The organism is Streptomyces sp. AA1529 (assembly GCF_000280905.1).
GTDB lineage: Bacteria > Actinomycetota > Actinomycetes > Streptomycetales > Streptomycetaceae > Streptomyces.
The window spans coordinates 44,460-63,605 of record NZ_ALAP01000054.1 but is presented as its reverse complement, the minus strand read 5'-3'; the positions used below and the strand labels follow the sequence as shown (position 1 = coordinate 63,605).

The 19,146-nt window shown below is 73.8% G+C and carries 19 protein-coding genes and 1 tRNA gene; 9 read left to right on the top strand and 11 right to left on the bottom strand.

Going from position 1 to position 19,146, the window contains the following annotated elements:
• Positions 1 to 297: 297 nt before the first annotated feature.
• The gene (locus A949_RS0116325) at positions 298 to 819 is read right to left on the bottom strand and encodes a universal stress protein (protein WP_019357087.1); all 522 of its coding nucleotides are present in this window, start codon (positions 817 to 819) and stop codon (positions 298 to 300) included.
• A 964-nt stretch (positions 820 to 1,783) separates the two neighbouring features.
• Here A949_RS0116325 and A949_RS0116320 point away from each other — a divergent pair.
• The 4 genes from A949_RS0116320 to A949_RS33660 all read left to right on the top strand — a co-directional run bounded on the left by A949_RS0116320 (position 1,784) and on the right by A949_RS33660 (position 5,571).
• Positions 1,784 to 3,229, top strand: coding sequence for a helix-turn-helix domain-containing protein (locus A949_RS0116320; protein ID WP_019357086.1), 1,446 nt, complete (start codon positions 1,784 to 1,786; stop codon positions 3,227 to 3,229).
• Positions 3,230 to 3,257: 28 nt separating this feature from the next.
• A complete protein-coding gene (gene orn / locus A949_RS0116315) occupies positions 3,258 to 3,863 on the top strand; it encodes an oligoribonuclease (protein ID WP_026004708.1) in 606 nt (201 codons plus the stop codon).
• Positions 3,864 to 3,995: 132 nt separating this feature from the next.
• A tRNA-His gene (locus A949_RS0116310) sits at positions 3,996 to 4,068 on the top strand.
• Between the two features lie 90 nt (positions 4,069 to 4,158).
• Positions 4,159 to 5,571, top strand: a complete 1,413-nt coding sequence (locus tag A949_RS33660; RefSeq protein ID WP_237735839.1) for a cation:proton antiporter — start codon at positions 4,159 to 4,161, stop codon at positions 5,569 to 5,571.
• Positions 5,572 to 5,795: 224 nt separating this feature from the next.
• On the opposite strand, the gene A949_RS0116295 is transcribed toward A949_RS33660, so the two are convergent.
• Complete coding sequence (locus A949_RS0116295; RefSeq protein WP_026004707.1) at positions 5,796 to 6,017, bottom strand: hypothetical protein; 222 nt, start codon at positions 6,015 to 6,017, stop codon at positions 5,796 to 5,798.
• Positions 6,018 to 6,152: 135 nt separating this feature from the next.
• Here A949_RS0116295 and A949_RS0116290 point away from each other — a divergent pair, with 135 nt between their 5' ends.
• Positions 6,153 to 6,635, top strand: coding sequence for a DUF6233 domain-containing protein (locus A949_RS0116290; RefSeq protein WP_026004706.1), 483 nt, complete (start codon positions 6,153 to 6,155; stop codon positions 6,633 to 6,635).
• A gap of 160 nt (positions 6,636 to 6,795) precedes the next feature.
• Here the strand turns inward: A949_RS0116290 and A949_RS39125 are convergent, their stop codons facing one another.
• The 3 genes from A949_RS39125 to A949_RS0116275 form a co-directional block, all read right to left on the bottom strand.
• Positions 6,796 to 7,830, bottom strand: coding sequence for a M23 family metallopeptidase (locus tag A949_RS39125; protein ID WP_051019517.1), 1,035 nt, complete (start codon positions 7,828 to 7,830; stop codon positions 6,796 to 6,798).
• 71 nt (positions 7,831 to 7,901) lie between these two features.
• The gene (locus A949_RS0116280) at positions 7,902 to 9,011 is read right to left on the bottom strand and encodes a LacI family DNA-binding transcriptional regulator (protein ID WP_019357081.1); all 1,110 of its coding nucleotides are present in this window, start codon (positions 9,009 to 9,011) and stop codon (positions 7,902 to 7,904) included.
• A 209-nt stretch (positions 9,012 to 9,220) separates the two neighbouring features.
• The gene (locus tag A949_RS0116275) at positions 9,221 to 10,252 is read right to left on the bottom strand and encodes a chitinase (protein WP_026004705.1); all 1,032 of its coding nucleotides are present in this window, start codon (positions 10,250 to 10,252) and stop codon (positions 9,221 to 9,223) included.
• Positions 10,253 to 10,581: 329 nt separating this feature from the next.
• Here A949_RS0116275 and A949_RS0116270 point away from each other — a divergent pair, with 329 nt between their 5' ends.
• A complete protein-coding gene (locus A949_RS0116270) occupies positions 10,582 to 10,812 on the top strand; it encodes a chaplin (RefSeq protein ID WP_026004704.1) in 231 nt (76 codons plus the stop codon).
• Positions 10,813 to 10,903: 91 nt separating this feature from the next.
• Here A949_RS0116270 and A949_RS0116265 read toward each other — a convergent pair whose 3' ends face one another.
• The 3 genes from A949_RS0116265 to A949_RS0116255 all read right to left on the bottom strand — a co-directional run bounded on the left by A949_RS0116265 (position 10,904) and on the right by A949_RS0116255 (position 13,793).
• Positions 10,904 to 11,350, bottom strand: a complete 447-nt coding sequence (locus A949_RS0116265; RefSeq protein WP_019357079.1) for a nuclear transport factor 2 family protein — start codon at positions 11,348 to 11,350, stop codon at positions 10,904 to 10,906.
• A gap of 261 nt (positions 11,351 to 11,611) precedes the next feature.
• Entirely contained in the window at positions 11,612 to 13,057 is a 1,446-nt protein-coding gene (locus tag A949_RS0116260; protein WP_026004703.1) for a sensor histidine kinase, read from the bottom strand.
• Between the two features lie 13 nt (positions 13,058 to 13,070).
• A complete protein-coding gene (locus tag A949_RS0116255; protein ID WP_019357077.1) occupies positions 13,071 to 13,793 on the bottom strand; it encodes a response regulator transcription factor in 723 nt (240 codons plus the stop codon).
• 44 nt (positions 13,794 to 13,837) lie between these two features.
• On the opposite strand from A949_RS0116255, the gene A949_RS0116250 reads away from it, so the two are divergent.
• Positions 13,838 to 14,389, top strand: a complete 552-nt coding sequence (locus A949_RS0116250) for a hypothetical protein (RefSeq protein WP_019357076.1) — start codon at positions 13,838 to 13,840, stop codon at positions 14,387 to 14,389.
• Between the two features lie 146 nt (positions 14,390 to 14,535).
• Here the strand turns inward: A949_RS0116250 and A949_RS0116245 are convergent, their stop codons facing one another.
• Positions 14,536 to 15,468 carry a spermidine synthase gene (locus tag A949_RS0116245; protein WP_019357075.1) on the bottom strand — a complete coding sequence of 311 codons (933 nt, stop codon included), beginning with the start codon at positions 15,466 to 15,468 and terminating at the stop codon, positions 14,536 to 14,538.
• Positions 15,469 to 15,715: 247 nt separating this feature from the next.
• On the opposite strand from A949_RS0116245, the gene A949_RS0116240 reads away from it, so the two are divergent.
• Complete coding sequence (locus tag A949_RS0116240; protein WP_026004701.1) at positions 15,716 to 16,168, top strand: hypothetical protein; 453 nt, start codon at positions 15,716 to 15,718, stop codon at positions 16,166 to 16,168.
• A gap of 74 nt (positions 16,169 to 16,242) precedes the next feature.
• Here the strand turns inward: A949_RS0116240 and A949_RS0116235 are convergent, their stop codons facing one another.
• Positions 16,243 to 16,656, bottom strand: coding sequence for a hypothetical protein (locus tag A949_RS0116235; RefSeq protein ID WP_432069066.1), 414 nt, complete (start codon positions 16,654 to 16,656; stop codon positions 16,243 to 16,245).
• Positions 16,657 to 16,826: 170 nt separating this feature from the next.
• Here A949_RS0116235 and A949_RS0116230 point away from each other — a divergent pair, with 170 nt between their 5' ends.
• Positions 16,827 to 18,293, top strand: coding sequence for a hypothetical protein (locus tag A949_RS0116230; protein ID WP_026004700.1), 1,467 nt, complete (start codon positions 16,827 to 16,829; stop codon positions 18,291 to 18,293).
• A gap of 194 nt (positions 18,294 to 18,487) precedes the next feature.
• Here the strand turns inward: A949_RS0116230 and A949_RS0116225 are convergent, their stop codons facing one another.
• The gene (locus tag A949_RS0116225) at positions 18,488 to 19,081 is read right to left on the bottom strand and encodes a histidine phosphatase family protein (RefSeq protein ID WP_019357071.1); all 594 of its coding nucleotides are present in this window, start codon (positions 19,079 to 19,081) and stop codon (positions 18,488 to 18,490) included.
• Positions 19,082 to 19,146: the final 65 nt, after the last annotated feature.

Here is a 19,146-nt window from a genome sequence, read left to right as displayed (position 1 = left end):
TGTATGCCCCTCACAAGCGCACAACCCACCTCTACGGGTGGGTAGATTTGTCGATGCACTCCGTGCCAGGCCGAGTGTGCGGCTCACCCGGGACGAGCCCCGGTTGCGGTCGAAGTCGGCTCCCCAGCAAGGGAGTCGGCCCAAGGCGTGCGGAAGACCGGCGGTGCCGGCGAAACGGCACCAGTCGCGGCGAGGACGAGGAGCAGCCGCGAGTCCGGGGGTCCAGGTGCCGCGGCCCAGGGCGGGCCGGCCCGCAGCGTGCCTGCGCCGAGCGCACGGCGCGCCGTGCGGGGCGGGTCAGGGGACGACGATGACCGGGCGCTGGGCCCGCCGCGCGAGGCGTCCCGCGACCGAGCCGAAGATCCGTCCCACGAGTCCGTGCGTCGAGCCGACCACGATGGCGTCGGCCGCGTACTCGCTGCCGACCTCCTCCAGTTCGTGGCAGATGTCGCCGCCGCGCTCGACCAGGATCCAGGGCACTTCCGCCAGATGATCGGCGCAGGCGAGTTCCAGCCCGAGCACTTCGGTGCGGTGGTCGGGGACGTCGACGAAGACGGGCGGTTCGCAGCCCGCCCACACCGTGGTGGGCAGCCGGTTGGCGACGTGGACGATGATCAGACCGGAGCCCGAGCGGTAGGCCATGCCGATGGCGTACGCCAGGGCACGCTCACTGGAGACCGAGCCGTCGAAACCGACGACGACGCCGTGCTGGAACGCCGGATCGCAGGAGTGGCGCGTCTCGTCCGCCGCTTCGGGGATCGCCGTGGAGTCGGCGACCTGCCTGCGGTCTGCTGGTTCAGGGATCTCGTGTCCTGCCATGAGTGTCTCGGCGAAGTGAGTCCTCTGTGCAGAGGGACGACGGACGGCTTGCGCTCTCTCGGATCTGCTCGGACGGATCGGCTGGGTGCTGCACGGCCTCGCATGAAGACCGGGAATAGTCTTCCCAAGTCCCTTACCCAAAGGGTACGACCGCACTCCCCGCTTGCCCAGGCAATGCGGAGCGGGCGCCGGGAGCGGTTGACCCCGGAGCATGCCTGAGCGCGGGCCGCAGCGCAATGCCGCGTTACGCCCCTTACGCGCCTCCTTGACCGACGCGTAACACGCCCCGCCGCCGGAAGCGGCGCGGAACCGTCCGGCCCGCCGCCCCGCACACCCCGTGTGTCGCACCGGTCACGCGCCGTGGAAGCGCCCCCGTCGCGCCGTACGCGTGGAGCACCCGGCGCCGGGTCGCGCGCCGGGGGCATTCTGTCCCGATCATTGCGTTGGCGCGAGACCGTCCCTCGCGGCGCACACCGGCACACACCGGCACGCACAGAGCCACAAAAGGTCACGCACCGTCGCATGTTGCACACGCTGAGCGCACCTCATGCGTCACACATACCTCATGCACCTCTGGAGTCACGACACAGCACCCCGCGCGTGACCGAATCGCACGTCTGATCCCCCTCGAATTTCAGCCAACTTGGCACAGCGTCAGAACCTGTGCCGTCCCTCCCGCCCGACCCCCTGCCACCAGGGAGGAAAGGAGCGTCACGCGGGTGTGCACCCTACGTTGATGGGGCAGAGAGGGCATGCGTACTTCCCTGCAGCGCAGTTGAGTGAAACGCTTCGTGATCGAATGCTTCACGCCAAGTTGCCTTATCGACATAGCGCCGGATGCCGAACTTGCACCGCCCACCTCATCCGACGCAGTAGATTCGATCTTGGCTTTCACTGCGGGGGAGAGCGGGGGAGATGTGTATGGACCGAGAGGAACACAACGATTGAGGGGGGCTTAGTTCCAATGAGCCAGGACTCCACGAACGGCCCAGTCGAGACCCGCAAGCTGGCCGCGCGCCGCCGGCGCGAGATCGTGGCGGTGTTGCTCTTCAGCGGTGGTCCCATCTTCGAGAGTTCCATCCCGCTCTCCGTCTTCGGAATCGACCGCCAAGACGCCGGAGTTCCGCGCTACAGGCTGCTCGTCTGCGCGGGCGAGGACGGACCACTGCGCACCACCGGCGGGCTCCAGCTGAGCGCGCCGTTCGGACTGGAGGCGATCTCCCGCGCGGGCACCGTGGTCGTGCCCGCCTGGCGCTCCATCACCCAGCCGCCACCACCGGGGGCACTGGAGGCACTGCGCAGGGCGCACGAGGAGGGGGCACGCGTCATAGGCCTGTGCACGGGCGCCTTCGTCCTCGCCGCGGCCGGGCTGCTGGACGGGCGCCCGGCCACCACCCACTGGATGTACGCACCGACGCTGGCCAAGCGCTACCCGGCCGTCCACGTCGATCCGCGCGAACTGTTCGTGGACGACGGGGACATCCTCACCTCCGCCGGTACGGCCGCGGGCATAGACCTGTGCCTGCACGTCGTACGGAGCGACCACGGAGCCGAGGCGGCCGGCGCGCTGGCCCGTCGGCTGGTCGTCCCGCCGCGCCGCGGCAACGGCCAGGAGACCGGCGGCCATCCCCGCCACCTGGACCGCTCCTTACCAGAGGAGATCGGCGCCGACCCGCTCGCCGAGGTCGTCGCCTGGGCGCTGGAGCACCTCCACGAGCAGTTCGACGTGGAGACGCTCGCCGCGCGCGCGTACATGAGCCGTCGCACCTTCGACCGGCGCTTCCGGTCTCTCACTGGGAGCGCTCCACTGCAGTGGCTGATCACCCAGCGGGTGCTCCAGGCGCAGCGCCTGCTGGAGACGTCGGACTACTCCGTGGACGAGGTGGCGGGCCGCTGCGGCTTCCGCTCACCGGTCGCGCTGCGCGGTCACTTCCGCCGCCAGCTCGGCGCCTCGCCCGCCGCCTACCGGGCCGCGTACCGCGCGCGCCGGCCGGACGGGGAACAGGCGCACGAGGGCGCGGGGGCACCACCGGGAGCGGCGGGGGGCGCCGGGAACGGCGTTCCGGGGCCGGGCGGCGAAGGCCCGCTGCGCCTGCCCCACCAGCCCCATCAATCCCATCAGTCCCAGCACTCCGGGCCGGGGCAGGGGTACGGCCAGCCCGGCCACACCGGACCGGCGGGGCACTCGGGACACCCGGGGCACCCGGGGCACTCGGGGCACTCGGGGCATCCGGGCGGCCAGGAGTCGGGAGCGGCGGGCGGGCCGTCGGCGTACGGCACCAGACAGGAGACCCGACAGGAAGTGAGGGAGTACCGAAGCACTCCGCACAACCGCCCGGAACAGGGCAAACCGGAATCGGACGCGTTCGCCCCGCGGGTTCCCGGCCAACGCGGCCGGGGGACGAGCTGAGCGGGCCGGGTCACGTACTGTGAAGAGCATGAACGATCGCATGGTGTGGATCGACTGCGAGATGACCGGCCTCTCGCTGTCCGATGACGCGCTCATCGAGGTGGCCGCGCTGGTGACCGACTCGGAGCTGAACGTACTCGGCGACGGCGTGGACATCGTGATCCGCCCGCCCGCGCACGCCCTGGAGGCGATGCCGGAGGTGGTGCGCGAGATGCACACCGCCTCCGGCCTGCTGGAGGAGCTGGACGGCGGCACGACGCTGGCCGATGCCGAGGCCCGGGTCCTGGCCTATGTACGCGAGTGGGTGCCCGACGCCCGGCGGGCGCCGCTGTGCGGCAACTCCGTCAGCACCGACCGCGGCTTCCTCGCCCGCGACATGGCCGCGCTCGACAGCCACCTGCACTACCGCATCGTGGATGTCTCCTCGGTCAAGGAGCTGGCCCGCCGCTGGTACCCGCGCGCCTACTACAACAGCCCGGAGAAGAACGGCAACCACCGGGCGCTGGCCGACATCCGCGAGTCCATCGCGGAACTGCGCTACTACCGGGAAGCCGTCTTCGTGCCCCAGCCGGGGCCCGACTCGGAGACGGCGAAGAAGATCGCGGCCCGGCACGTGCTGCCCCCGGCGGACTGACCGGAGGGGGTTCCGGGCCCGGCAGCACCCCTGCCGGGCCCGGAGCCGGAAACCTGTGCGCGAGCACGGCGCCGGACCCTGTACACTCGTAGCGGCCGGTCAGGGAAGATCTTCTCTTCCACGCCGGACATGGTGGTCGTAGCTCAGTTGGTAGAGCACCTGGTTGTGGTCCAGGATGTCGCGGGTTCAAGTCCCGTCGATCACCCTTCTCTCGGAGGCCCTGTGGCCGGCGGAAACGCGGGCCACAGGGCCTCTTGCTTGTGTGCACGACTCAGCGCGGCGGGGGTTGCTTCTCTTGGTCTTGGTCATGGTCTTCGGCATCGCACTGCTGGTCGCCGTACTGCTGTCCGGACTGGCCGCCCGCTCGGTGCTCTCCACCTCGCTGCTGTTCCTGGCGGGAGGTGCGCTGGTCGGGGACGGGGCGCTCGGGCTCATCCACGTCGCACCGGAGAGCGACATCGTCCGCGTCACGGCCGATCTGGCGCTCTTCGCCGTGCTGTTCACCGACGGCATGCACGTCCGCTTCGCCGATCTGCGCGAGCGCTGGAAGAGCCCGGCCCGGGCGCTCGGCCTGGGCATGCCGCTGGCCTTCCTCGGCATCGCGCTGCTCACCCACTGGCTGGTCGGCTTCGACTGGACCACCTCCTTCCTCGTCGGCGCGGTGCTCTCCCCCACCGACCCGGTCTTCGCGTCCGCCATCGTCGGGCACCGCCGGGTGCCGTCCCGGCTCCGGCAGCTCCTCAACGTGGAAAGCGGCATAAACGACGGGCTGGCGTTGCCGTTCGTACTGATCTTCCTGGCCGCCGCGGCACCCAGCGGACACAGCGAGCACGCCTCGGCCGGCAGCATCGCCCTGGAGCTGGTGCTCGGGCTGGCCTTCGGCATCGCGGCCCCGCTGCTCGTCAACGGGCTGCTGCGGTTCCGGCTGCTGGGTGCCGAACCGAAGCTGCAGCCACTGGGGCCGCTGGCCATCGGCGTGATCCTGTACGCCGTGTGCGCGCTGACCCACGCCAACTCCTACCTGGCCGCCTTCAGCGCGGGCTCGGTGCTCGCGGCCGTCTCCCCCGAGGCCAAGCAGGCGTTCGAACCGCTGGGTGACTCGCTGGCCGAACTGGCCAAGTTCGCCGCACTGCTGATCTTCGGAGCGCTGCTGACCGGGGAGCTGTTCGGGGACCTGTCCTTCGGCGGGTACGTGGTCGCCGTGCTGGCGATCGTCCTGATCCGCCCGGCCTCGCTGCTGCTGTCGCTGCTCGGTACGTCCTTCGACCGGCGGGAGAAACTGACCGCGGCCTGGTTCGGCCCCAAGGGCTTCGCCTCGGTGGTCTACGGACTGCTGGTGCTCCAGGCCGGCATTCCGCAGGGCGAGGAGGCGTTCACCCTCATCGCGGTCACCATCGCCTTCTCGATCATCGCCCACAGCAGCTCGGACGTGCCCATCGCGCGGCTGTTCGACGTCGAGGAGCTCGTGGGCATCCCGGACGACAACCGCGGCCCCCGGTGGCCCTTCGGCACCGGGGCATGGAAAACGGGGAAATCAGGGAAAACAGGGAAGACGGCGGACGCCGGCCTCGGACCGGACGGCGCGGAATCCGACGGGGAGCCGGACCGCCCGGAGTCCGCCCAGCAGGGCCCGGAACCCGGCCCGGACGGCGCGGACTCCGGGCAGGACGGCGGCCGCGGCGCCGAGCGGACCGGCACGCAGCAGTAGCGGGCGGCATCCGGCGCACGGCACCCGGCGGCGCGCGCCGGGCACCGCCGCCGGTTCCGGGCTCCGGGCACCCGGGCGCCCGGGCGCGGAACAGGTCCCCGGGCCGGGCGCGTGCGGAGTCTCCGGAGGCCGCGAAAAACACTGCGTTCCCGGCCTCCCTGCGGGGAGACGGGAACGCAGTGCTGACGGGCAGGCAGGGCTGATCCCTGCCAGGGGTACTCGGGTCAGTCGTTCTGCATCGGGCCGAAGACGAAGATGACCGAGTCGCTGATGATCTTGTCGTCGTCGGAGATGGAGACCTTCTTGATCTCCTTGCTGACCGACTCGTGCACCCAGTTGTACTGGTGGCCCTTCGGCCAGGCGGCGGCCGAACCGGCGCCGGCGCCGGCCAGGCCCAGGACGGCGAAGCCGACGGCGACGGAACGCGCGAGCGTGCGCATACGCATGTGAACCTCCGAGGGTTGGTTGGACGAAAACCCACAATGAGGGCGCAAGTGTCACTTTTTGGTACAACACGACAACGCGGGACGGAATGAACCCGGACGGCGCACCCTCGCTTCATTCGAACTAATATTCGGAACGTGAGTGAGTGGCGTGACCGGGCGGGACCGTGGGCGCGGGCCCGGATGCCGGACGGACAGGAGCTGGACGTGATCGTCACCGGCCGCTCCCGCACGCCCGACGGCCACTGGTGGTACGAGTGCGAGGCGATCCTGCCGAGCCGCCACCAGCACCCCGACGGGCACGCCGAGCCCAGGAGCGCGCCGACCGCGATCAGCGTCGCGGCCGAGGACATCGCCCCGATCCCCGGCGAGAGCTACGCCGCGGTGCCGACGGCCGGTGCCGTCGCGGGCCGCCAGTGGCTGGCCGTGCGCGTGCGCGGAACCGGTGACGCGGAGCCGTGGTGGTGCGTGCACCGCAGGGACTGCTGGCAGGCCCGCGACGGCTGGCTCACCCGGCGCGTCACCGCCCGGGAGGCGGTGGAACTGCTGGCCCGCACCGCGGGGGCACGGGTGTGCGACATCTGCCGCCCGGACCGCGTACTGGACCGGCTCGGCCGCTGACCGGCACGGGCCGGGCGGGCCGGAGCGGACCACGGCGCGCGCCCCGCGCACCCGGGCGGGCCCCTCCCGCCCGGGGCCCCGGACCCCGGATCGCGGACCGGATCGCGGACCGGATCGCGGACCGGATCGCGGACCGGATCGCGGACCCCGCCGGGCGCCCTCAGCCGAGGCGCACCCCGTGGTCGGCGAGGTAGCGCACGGGGTCGACGTCCGAACCGTAGCCGCGCTGCTCCCGCACCTCGAAGTGCAGATGCGGACCGGTGGAGTGGCCCGTGTTGCCCGAGCGGCCGAGCCAGGTGCCGGCCCGCACTTCGGCTCCTTCCCGGACGAAGACCTCCGAGAGGTGCGCGAAGAGGAGGTACTTGCCGTCCTCCATCCGCACGGTCACCGCCTTCCCGTAGTCACCGGCCCACCCGGCGGCCACGACCGTCCCCGGACCGACGGACCGCACGGGGGTGCCCACCCGGACCGCCAGGTCGACCCCGGTGTGGTAGCCCGCGGCCCAGCCGCCCTTGACCCCGTACGCCTGTGAGATCCGCACCGGGAACTCGGTCACGGGCGAGACCCATCCGCTCTCCGCCGTCGGCGGCGGGTCCGCGGGTGCGGACGGTCCGGCCGGGTCGGACTCCGCACGCGGAGCACCGGCGTCCCCGGGGGCTCCGGGGGCTCCGGGGGCTCCGGGGGCATCCGAAGGCCCGGAGGTCCCAGGAGGACTGGTGACCCCGGGAGTTCCGGAGGGCGGGGCGGCGGGCCCGGACTGCCGGGCGGCGCCGTCGTCGGCCTCCGCGCCGGGCTCGCGGTGAGCGCCGGGCCCGCGCTCAGGCGCCGTCCCACGCTCCGTGCCGGAGCCGGCGTCCGCGCCGGGAGCGCCCGGGGAACCCGGGGCGCCGGGGAGGCCGTGGGGTACGACGAGGCGGGGCGTGCCGGGCCGCCTGTCGTCGGCCCGCGGCTCCGCACCGCCGGGGGCGGGCCGGCCGGAGGCCGGGGGCGCCGCGCGGGCCGTGGGCGCGGTGGGCGGAGCCGAGGGGCCGGACCGCTGGGGGGCGGGGCTGTGCGACGACGTGGTGGTGAGGGCGAGGAAGGGTGCGGGCAGGGCGAGGAGGGTGACGGCTGCCAGGGTGCAGCCGACCAGGGGACGGCTGCGGCGCCGAGGCGCCGCGGTCGTCCGGGTGTTGCCGGTCCCGGTGCGAGCCATGTCTGCGATGCAACGGCCCCCGCGGGTCCGGCGCACCCGGAGCGCCGCCTATGGGGTGACGTGAGCTTCCGTCAGGAGGAGGCGCGGGTCACCAGTTCGGTGGGCAGCACGCGGTGCAGGCTGTCCGGTCCCTCCCCCGCGGGCCCCTCCCCCGCCGGTCGCGCACCGGCGTCCGCGCCGGAGGTGCCGGGTGTCCACTTGCCCAGCAGTTCCAGCAGTACCCGGGCCATCTCCCCGCCCATGGCGCCGATCGGCTGGCGGACGGTGGTCAGCGGCGGGTCCGTGTGGCGGGCGACGACCGAGTCGTCGAACCCGACCAGCGCGACGTCGTCGGGCACCGACCGGCCCGCGGCGCGCAGTGCGCGGCGCGCGCCCGCGGCCATCACGTCCGAGGCGCAGAAGACCGCGTCGAGCCCCGGGGCGCGTCGCAGCAGCTGCCGCATCGCCAGCTCCCCGCCCTCCTCGGTGAAGTCGCCGCAGGCCAGCAGGGACTCGTCCGGCGGGCGGTCCGCCGCCCGCAGCGCCTCCCGGTAGCCGTCGGTGCGGCAGCGGGCCGCGTACACGTCGTCGGGCCCGGTGACCGTGGCGATCGTGCCGCGCCCCCGCGCCAGCAGGTGGGCGACGGCGGAGCGGGCACCGCCGGTGTTGTCGCAGTCGACGTACGGCACGGGTTCGGCGGCCTGCCGCCGGCCGCCCAGCACGGCGGGGATCTCGGACCGGGCCAGCAGGTCGGGCAGCGTGTGGTCGGCGTGCACGGAGACCAGCAGCACCCCGTCGATGTGGTGGGAGGCGGCGTACTGCGCGAAGCGGTCCCGCTCCTTCGGGCCGTGCAGCAGGGTGAGCAGCAGCTGCATGTCCGCGCGGGCGAGTTCGGCGCTGATGCCGCGCACGACGGCCGGGAAGTAGGGCTCGGTGAAGAACCGGGACTCCGGTTCGGGCACCACCAGCGCGACGGTGTCCGCGCTGCCCGCCGCCAGGGCGCGGGCCACCCGGTCGGGTACGTAGCCCAGTTCGGCGACGGCGTCCTCGACCGCGGCGCGGGTGCGGTCGCTGACCCGGGCGGAGCCGTTCACGACCCGGGAGACGGTGCCGCGGCCCACTCCGGCGCGGCGGGCGACCTCCTCCAGGGTCGGCCCGGACCGTGCGGTCCTGCGGGCCCGTCCGCCGCGTACTGCTGCCATGGTGCCCTCCCCCCCTGCCGCGGGCCCCGGCCTCGCGGGACCCGGGCGAGGAGAACATTCAACTACAACCGCCCCGACAGCAGGAGGGGTGCGGGCCGGGGGACGGCGGAAGGACGGGGCGCGGCAGCGGTGTGGGGGGTGGGTGCCGTCGCGCCCCGTCCGGTGGGGGGTGGCCGTGGGGGGTGGCCGTGGGGGGGTGGGGGTCCGGATCAGCCGGCGAACGCCTTGCTGAAGTCGTCGGGGTTCTGCTCGATGCTGGAACAGGTCGGGTCGGCCTGGTCCTTGGGACCGCCGGGGCACGGCTTGTCCCGGGTGCCGGACCACATGGAGAGCCAGGCCATCCCGTGCTCGTCGGCGAACGCGCGGACCTGCGCGGCGTCCTCGGGCGTGAAGACCTCCACCTTGACGTCGTTGACGCCGATCATCGGGGTGACGGCCAGCGCCTTCCAGGCGGCCTCGTCGTCCAGCCCGAGCGCGGCGGCGATCTGCGCGTGGGCCGCGGTGGCCGCCTGGGTGGCGTATTCGCCCATGTCGCCGTCGTAGGAGGAGCCGTAGTCCATCGCCATGATGTTGACCGCCGACACGCGCACACCGTTGGCCTCGGCGTTCTCCAGCAGTTCCACGCCGGGCGCGGTGAGCCCCTCGGGCATCACCGGCAGGGTGTAGGAGACGTCCAGGTCCTGGTGGCTCTTCTGGAGCGCGGCGACCGCCTTGGCGCGCCGCTCGTTGGCCCGGGTGTCGGGCAGGGCCGCGCCCTCGATGTCCAGGTCGATCTTCGTGAGGTCGAAGGTGTCGACGACCTTGCCGTACGCCGCGGCGAGCTCGTCCGCCGAGTCGCAGGCCGTAGCCAGCTCGGTCCCGTTGGCGCCGCCGAACGAGACGCGCACGTCGCCGCCCTCGGCCCGCAGGTCGGGGATCTGCCGGGCGACGGGGTCGTCCTCGAGCTCCTGGCCGCCGCCCCACTTCGGGACACAGCCGCCGCCGCTGGTGACGAAGGCCAGGTTGTACTCCTGCACGCCGGTACGCGCGGCGCTCGTCACCAGGTCGTAGGAGGGCTGCAGCGAGGTGTCGACGTACGGCGCGAAGGGCGTGCCGGACGCGTCGGCCGCCGCTTCCTCGCCCGCCGTCGCGTTGCCCGCGAGCAGGAGGCCGCCGCCCGCCACGAGCGCCGCGGCGGCGGCGGCCATGGCGGTCCTGGCGGTCCGGCTGGTGCGGCGGCGGTGGCCTGCGGTGTTCGTCATCGTGTTGCTGCCTCGTTCCGTGGGGGGTCCGCTGGATGGAGCGAGCAGCACGTTACTGACGTCGAATCGGGCAAATGCCACCTTGCGGGCAGCGGCCGGAGTCCTTAGGGCGCTCTTAAGGCAGCGGAAAGGGCCGCATTAAGGGGCGCGCCCCGGTGGCGGGCGACGCGCGGCACGGGCCCCGGCCCGGCCGGTTGCTCCGTTCGCCGCACGGATCCACCACTCCGTGGAGTGACGATGGGGCGCTGGTCGGAAAGTCACAACGACCTGGCAGGTGTCGCTGTGCCTGGATGGTGCGCAAGTTGTCTGTCTCCTGGAGGAAGAACACCATGCTTCGTCACGTGACCACTGCCGCCTGCGCCGCCGCCCTCGTCCTGGGCGGAGCCTCCGCCGCGGCCGCCGACGCCGGTGCCCAGGGCGGCGCCGCCAACTCGCCGGGTGTGCTCAGCGGCAACGTCGTCCAGGTTCCGGTCCACATCCCCGTCCAGGTGTGTGGCAACTCCGTCAACGTCATCGGGCTGCTGAACCCGGCCCTGGGCAACAAGTGCATCGCTAAGTAAGCGACGGCGGACGCACAGCGCCGCCGGGTCCGGACCCCACGCGTCCCGGACCCGGCGGCGTTCGTCGTCCGCGGTCCTCCGGGCGACCGGGTCAGACCAGGCCCAGACCGGGGTCACCGGTGTAGGCGCGGGCGACGGCGAGGGAGTCCTCGTAGATGCGGAACGAGGTGATCAGGCCGTCCGCGGTCGTGAACCGGACGACGAGCTCGTCCTCCAGCACCTCTTCCGAGGGGTGGAACCGGAAGGTGAAGCGGCCGTTGACGAAGACCGCACCGGCGGACGCGTGGCTGTGCAGCACGTCGAACGCCAACGGCTCGACGGCCTCGAACAGCGGGGCGTAGTACCCGTACCGCAGCGTCTCCCGCCCGCGGTGCGTCCCCACCCAGGGCACGATCTGGGCATCACCCGGAATGATCCAGACGGCCTCCTGGGCCACCAGCCCCAGCAGCCGGTCCGCGTCGCGGTCGGCGAAGGCGGCCAGGTAGGCGTTGACAGCGGGGTCCTCGGTGGGCCCCTCGGCGAGTGCGTCTCTGCTCATGGAGTCCAGCTCTCCTTCCGGCGGATGCGGTGGCGCCCCCACCCTCCCCCGGTCCTCGCGCTCCGCCCCGGCGGCACACAGGAGCCGGGCACTCCACCACCCGCGCACCGCAACCGGGCGCGCGTCGCGCCGCCTCGCGCACGCGGGTTCGGCCTCGCCCTACACGTTCTCGCGCTCGGCACCCGCCGGGGCCGACACCCGCGCTCCCCGGCACCCGCGCTCGCCGACACCCGCGGGCGACGGCTCCGGCGCACGCCCGGCTCAGCGGCGGGCCGGGCGCCGGAGCCGACGGCGCACCCGGCGGCTCGCCCGGGACCGGCGGCCGGCGCCGTCCCGCCGGCCGGCGCCGTCGCGCAACGCGAGCCACATCCGCACCTCGGTGCCGCCGAGTACCGAGCGGCCCAGTCGTACGTCGCCACCGGTGGACTCGGCGACGCGGCGCACGATGTCCAGACCGAGACCCGTCGAGCCCGGGCCGCCGTCGCCGTGGCCGCGCCGCAGCGCCGCCTCCGGGTCGGGGATGCCGGGACCGGCGTCGGAGACCAGCACGATGACGGCGTCGCTGCCGGGACCGCCGCTGTGCAGGTCGACGGAGAAGGCGGTCCCCTCGGCGGTGTGCCGGAAGACGTTGCCCAGCAGCGCGTCCACGGCGGCGGCGAGTTCGGCGCGGGCCACCGGCACCCGCACCGGGCGCTCGGCCCCCGCGACACGCGCCTCCCGCCCCTCGTCCTCAGCCAGCGCCGACCAGAAGGCCATCCGTTCGCGGATCACCTCGGCCGCGTCCGAGGCGACCGGGTGCGGCGTACCCGGCGACTGGGCGCGCTGCTCGCGGGCCGCTCCGATGATCCGGTCGACCTCGGCCTCCAACTGCGCGACGGCGGCCCGCGTCTGGTCGGCGGTGTCGCCCTCGCCGAGCGAGGCGGCATTGAGCCGCAGCACGGTCAGCGGAGTGCGCAGCCGGTGGGAGAGGTCGGCGGCCAACTCGCGCTCGTTGGCCAGCAGCTGGACCACCTGGTCGGCCATGGAGTTGAAGGCCGCAGCGGCCGACCGCAGTTCGGTCGGCCCCTCCTCGGGCACCCGCACGTCCAGGGCGCCTTCGCCCAGGTCGTGCGCAGCTCCGGCGAGCCGCTCGGCGGGCCGCACCATCCGGGTGCCGAGCCGGTCGGCGACCACGACCGAACCGAGCACCAGCGCGATGCCGACCCCGGCGAGCATCATCCAGGAGGTGGCCACGCCCCGGGTGACCTCGTCATCGGGGACGAACACCTCGACGACCGCGACCTCCCCGCCCGCCACCGCGATCGGGCGCAGCAGCGCGTACCCGCCCTCGACCTCGACCGTGGAGGCGCGGCCGAGCCGCCGCGCGGCGGCCAGCCGGTCCCGCGGCGCACGACTGCGTCCGACGCGCAGCGCCTCCCGGCCGCCCCCGGAGGTGTCGCCCGCGGCATCGGATCCGGCGCTCCCGGCCGGTACGTGCACCGCGATCCGGCCCTCGGCGCCCGCCTGGGTGATGGCGACGGCACGCTGGAGCGCACGGCGGTCACGGGTGAGGGCCAGCACCGGACCGACCGCCGACGCCTGCCGCTCGGCGCCCGCGAAGGCCCGGTCGCGGGCGGTCTCCTCGACCACCAGCGCCAGCGGCACCGCGAAGGCCACCACCACCATCACCGTCACGGCGAGGCAGACCTTCACCAACGCCCATCTCACGCGGGCCCGCCGCTCACCCGGGCCCGTCCCCGCCCTGCGGCGGCGGTTCCAGCTTGACGCCGACACCGCGCAGGGTGTGCAGATAGCGCGGCCGGGCCGCGGTCTCCCCCAACTTCCGCCGCAGCCAGGAGAGGTGCACGTCGATCGTCTGGTCGTCCCCGTAGGACTGCTGCCAGACCTCGGCCAGCAGCTCCTTGCGCGGGACGACGACTCCGGGCCGCCCCGCCAGGAACGCGAGCAGATCGAACTCCCGGCGGGTGAGGGCGAGTACCGCACCGTCCAACTGGGCCATCCGGCGCAGCGGATCGACCACGAGCCCGCCCACCCGCAGCACGCCGTCCCCGGCGTGCTCCCCGCTGCCGCCGAACTCCCCCGCGCGGGTGCGGCGCAGCACGGCCGCCATCCGGGCCGAGAGGTGGGCCACCGAGAACGGCTTGACCAAGTAGTCGTCCGCACCCGCGTGCAACAGCCGGACGATCTCGGCCTCGTCGTCCCGCGCGGTGGCGATGATCACGGGAACGTCCGTGATGCCGCGCAGCATCTTCAGGGCCTCCGCGCCGTCCAGATCCGGCAGTCCGAGATCGAGGACGACCACGTCGAAACCGACCTGCGCCACCTCGCGCAGGGCCTCCAGCGCCGTCCCCACACTGCGGACCGCGTGCGCGGCCTCGGTGAGGTGCCGGATGAGGGCGGAGCGCACGAACTGGTCGTCCTCGACCACGAGCACACTTGCCATGGGCGGAACCGTACGACATTCCGACTGGCTCTACCCTGACGGGGATGCAGCGCCTGAGTCGACGTACCGGATCGCGCTGGCTGCCCGTCGGGGCCTGGCTCCTGACCACCGGCGCCGCCACCGCGCTCTCCTGGTTCGGTGTCCACGCGGTGCTGGGCGACACCGCCTACGACAGTCCCGGGGCGCTGCCCGTCTCCGACGGTCCCACCGACCGTGCCTCGCCCCGGGCCTCCTCCACCCACCGGCCCGCACCGCGGCCCTCGTCCGCGTCGCCCACCCCCTCCGAGACCCCCGCCCCGAAGAAGCCGAGCACCCCCGCCCCTTCCGCGTCCCGGCCGGACGACGGCCGGCGCAGTCCGAGCGGACGCCCCACCGGCCAGGTCAGAGGCGTGACCGTACGCGGCGGCAGAGCCGTCTTCGACCTCGGCGGCGACACCGGGACGCTGGTGTCCGCGACGCCGGAACCCGGCTGGCAGATGAAGGTCTGGCACGCGCCCGGCTACATCCGGGTGACGTTCACCGACGGCACCTCGTCCTCCTCGGTCTTCTGCCGCTGGGACGACGCGGCGCCCCGCGTGGAGACCTTCGCCGGCTGACCGCCCGCGGCAACGCCGCGTTCCGGGACCGCCCCGGTACCGGGAATACCGGAATTCGGCATTTCGTTTTTCGGGTGCGGCCGAGGGTCCGCCTTTCGGGGATCCGCGATTTCGGGGATCCGCGTTTTCCGGCTGTCGGCCGTCGGCTATCCGAATGTGCCCTCCGGCGGTGGCGGGGACGCCGTGGCCGTCGCGTCCGTCACCACCGCGGCGCCGGCCGTGAATGCGTCCAGGGAGCGCCCGGACTCCACCCGGCCGGGGTGCGGATCGCCCGCCGTGCGCCGGGTCAGCTCGGCGACGGGCAGCTCGTCCGCGGCGGCCAGCAGCACCCCGTTGCCGAACCTGCGGCCGCGCAGCACCGCGGGGTCGGCGAGCAGGCAGCGCTGCGGGAAGACCGCGGCCGCCGTGGCGATCTGGGCCCGCAGATGGCGCAGCGGTGCACCGTCCACGATGTTCGCCGCGTACCACCCGGCGGGGCGCAGCACCCGCCGCACCTCGTGCAGGAATTCCACGCTGGTGAGGTGCGCGGGGGTGCGGGCGCCACCGAAGACGTCGGCGATGACGAGGTCCGCCCATGCCTCGGGCAGCTTCCGCAGGGCGGCGCGCGCGTCGCCGCTCCGCACCCTGACCCGTCGGCCCGGCTCCAGCGGGAGATGCTCGCGCACCAGCCGGGTCAGCGCCTCGTCCGCCTCCACCGCCTGCTGGGTGGAGCGCGGCCGGGTGGCGGCGACGTACCGCGCCAGCGTGAGCGCTCCGCCTCCCAGGTGCAGGACCTGGACCGGACGGCCGGGCGGCGCGAGGAGGTCCACCACGTGCCCGAGCCGCCGCTGGTACTCGAAGCCGAGACGGGTGGGGTCGTCGAGGTCGACGTACGACTGCGGGGCCCCGTCCAGCAGCAGGGACCAGGCCTGCGGCCGGTCGGGGTCGGGCACCAGCGCCGCCGCGCCGCCGTCCACCTGCGCGCGGACGGTGTCGCCGCCCCGCTCCCTGCCCCGCGCGTCGGAGCGCTGTCCGGAGCGCCCCTTGTCGCTCGTCCTGCCGCGCTCGTCGGCGCGCCGCCGTGCCGTACCCCGTGCCATGCGGCCATTGTCCGACACTCTTCCCGGGTAACCCACACGAGCGGTTTCCCGATGGCGTCGCGCGCCTGCCCTGGATCGTTACCCCTCGTCCCGTAGGGTGCGGCGGCCCGACTCCGGCCGGATAACTACAATACGAAAAGTGCGGAATTCTTGCTTTCGCCTTTGACCGTCCTTGATTCTCTCTTTTGTCGCTTCGAAATCGAGCGATCGGCCCGGTGGGCCGTGCGACTGAGAAAAGAGGAAAGGAATGAAAGTTCGGAATTCCCTGGCTTCGCTGGGCATGAGCGCGGTACTCGCGCTCGGAATCGGCGGCGCGGTGGCCCCCGCCGCGGCGGCCGCGGCACCCGGCGCCACCGCACCCGGCGCCCCCGCGGCCGGCGCTCCGGCACCCGGGGTGGCGGCGAACGCGGACTACGCGAGCAAGGACCTCAAGACCGGCGGGACCCGGACCGGCAAGGCGTCACCGGCCGGCCGGTTCGGCCAGGCCCTGCCTCCGGCGCGGGCCTCCCTGCGCTGCTGGAGCCCCTACCTCTCCGGGCGGGTCTTCGCGATCTCCTGCTCCGGATCGGCGTACCGGGTCTTCGTCGACTGCTCGAACCGGGTCCGCTACGTCACGCCCGTCCTGTCGGGCAGCAAGCGCGTGACGCTGGTCTGCCCGGCCGGCACCCGCGCGCTGCGCGGCGGCGCATACGGGCGCTGAACCCGCGGAGCACAGTGGGCTGCCGAGCGTTCCGGGGGCGGGGCGCTGGGCAGCCCTTCGGCGTGCCGCTGCCGCTACGCGCGCCCGGCGGCGGCGATGGTGCGGGCCGCCTCGCCGAGAGCGGCGCGGAGTTCGGCGGGCTCGGTGGCGTGCGCGTAGGCGCCCTCCGGGGGCACCAGCCAGCCGGTGCCGGCCACCGGGGGTTCGGCCGACGCGCCGCGCGCCCCGGGGCCGTGCCCCTCGGCCGTCGGCACGGCGGTCTGGGTGCAGGCGCTGCCCGGCAGGTCCCAGCCGTCCGCGGTGCCGGGCGGGACGAGGAAGCCGAGGGTGTCCCCGGCGCGGTCGTGCAGCACCGGACCGACACCGTCGCGGAGCCTGAGGATGTCCACGGCCTCGAGCCCGTGCCGGGCGGGCACGGTCACCAGGTCGCAGGGGCCGGGAACGCACCGGGCCGCCCGCGCGTCACTGCCTACGCCAGTGTCCAACAACTCAGACGCCTCCTCGCGGTCGTTGTGCCACGTTCAACGGCTGTCTTTGTCAACGGCTACGGCGGCGAACCAGCGCATTGGATGGCACTTCATGGCAGAAGCAGGGTGAGATATCCCGTTTGTAGCCAAACAGTGGGTGCCCGCACCGTCACAGCCGGTACGTTTCAGCCATGGCGTCGCCACCCTCAACGTCACCAGCACCGCAGCATCGCCCCAACACCGCTTTCCGGGCGCTGAGGGGGCATCTCTCGCCGGGGGAGTTCGCGGCGGCCGTGCGCCGCTCGGCCCGCGAGATCGGCGAGCAGGTCTCCTGCGACGCGCGCTACATCGGCCGCGTGGAGTCCGGGGAGATCAGATGCCCCAACTACGCCTACGAGCGGGTGTTCCTGCACATGTTTCCGGGCTGCTCGCTGACGGACATGGGCTTCGTACCCCGCGAGGCGGTGCGCGGTCGTGCAGCGCGTACTCGCAGGGCGCACACGAGTGAGCGTGCGCCTCTGCAATCCACCACGCGCCGCAACGATTCCACCCACTCGCCACACCCCCCACTCACCATCCGTTCCGACAGCCCTGGTTTCACCGCATTCCTCAACTGTCCCGAGTACGACGAGGAGAGCGACGTGCTACGTCGCGCTTTCATGACCGGCGGTCCAGCCGCCGTTGCCGCCACCTCCCTGGGCGGTACCGCACCCAGCGCCCGAGCCGCCCACCCCGCGCCCCCCGCGGGCCCCGCGCACACGCACGTGGGGGACGCCGAGGCCGGTGCCGTCGAGGACGCCGTGCGCCGGATCCGGCTGCTCGACGACCGGCACGGCGGCGCCCGGCTCTACCGCCGGGCCATCGGCTCGCTGCAGGCCGCGTACGGCATGCTGGACGCGGGCACCCACCGCCAGTCGATCACCGACAGGCTGCACGCCGGGGCGGGCGAACTGGCCATCTCCGTGGGCTGGCTGGCCCACGACTCCGGCCGCTACGGCGACGCCCGCTCGCACTACGGGGAGGCGCTGGCCACCGCACGGGTCGCCCAGGACCCGGCGCTGGAGGCGCACGCGTTCTGCAACACCGCCTTTCTCGCCCGGGACGCGGGCCGTCCGCGGGAGGCCGTACGGGCCGCGCAGGCGGGCCGGCAGGCCGCCGAGAACCTCGGCTCGCACCAGTTGCTGTCGCTGCTCGCGCTGCGCGAGGCCGGGGGCTGGTCCGGCCTGGGCGACCGGGCGGGCTGCCGGCAGGCGCTGGCCCGGGCCCGCCGGCTGTTCGCCAAGGGCACCTGCGAGAACGACCCCGAATGGATGACCTTCTTCGGAGAGGCGGAGTTGGAGGGGCTGGAGGCGCAGTGCTGGTCGGCGCTGGGCATGTGGGACCGCGCCGCGCAGCACGCCGCCCGGGCCGTCCGGCTCCAGGACCCGCACTTCACCCGCAACCGCGCGCTGTTCACCGCCGAACTCGCGGGCGATCTGGCCGCGCTGGGCCAGGCGGAGGAGGCGGCGGCCGCCGGATCGCAGGCGCTGGACTTCCTCGGTCCCGTCCAGTCCACCCGGATCAGCGCCATGCTGGAGGCGGCGGCCGAACGGCTCACCGCCTTCCGCGGGGAGCCCGCGGTGGCCGCCTTCCTCGACCGCCGGGCGACGACGGTCTGACGGCCCGGCACCCGGGCGGTGCGCGCCGCCGCCGCCGGCGGACCGCAGCGCCCGGGACCGCCCGGAACCGCAGGCAGCCGCCGCGCACCCCGCCGCCACTCCCCCGGCCCCGCACCGCGGCCGGACCCCGGCCTGCCCGCTCGGCGCGCCCGGCGCGGGCCCGGGAGCCGAGGGGACGGGGGCGCGGCGGGTCGTCAGTCCAGGTGCCCGGTGTCGTTCCAGCGCTCGACGGCGGGATCGCCGTAGGCCCAGCCGAGGACGGAGAGCGAGGCGGGGTCCAGCTTGAGGCGGGCCGCGAACGACGGGTCGTAGCCCAGCCAGCGGGCCCCCAGCACGCGCAGGATGTGGCCGTGCGCGAAGACCAGCACGTCCCGGTCGGCCGAGCGCGCCCAGCGCACCACCTCGTCGGCGCGCGCTGCGACCTCGGCCAGCGTCTCGCCGCCGGTCACACCGTCCCGCCAGATGAACCAGTCGTCCCCGGCGCGCTCCCGGATCTGCGGCGGGGTGAGCCCCTCGTAGTCGCCGTAGTCCCACTCCATCAGCGCGTCCCACGGCTGCGCCTGCGGGAAGCCCGCCAGCTGGCAGGTCTCACTGGCGCGGACCAGCGGGCTGGTGCGCACCTCGGCGCCGGGCAGCCCGTTCCAGGGCGCCCGGTGCAGCCGCTCGCCCAGCAGCTTCGCCATCCGGCGCCCCTCGTCCAGCAGCGGTACGTCCGTGCGGCCGGTGTGCTGCCCGGTCACCGACCATGCGGTCTGACCGTGCCGGACGAGGAGGATGCGCGCTGCCATAGAGACCTCTCGGACGTGCTTCTCGGTGCTCCGGTCTGTCCGGAAACCACCCCTCCATCTTCACT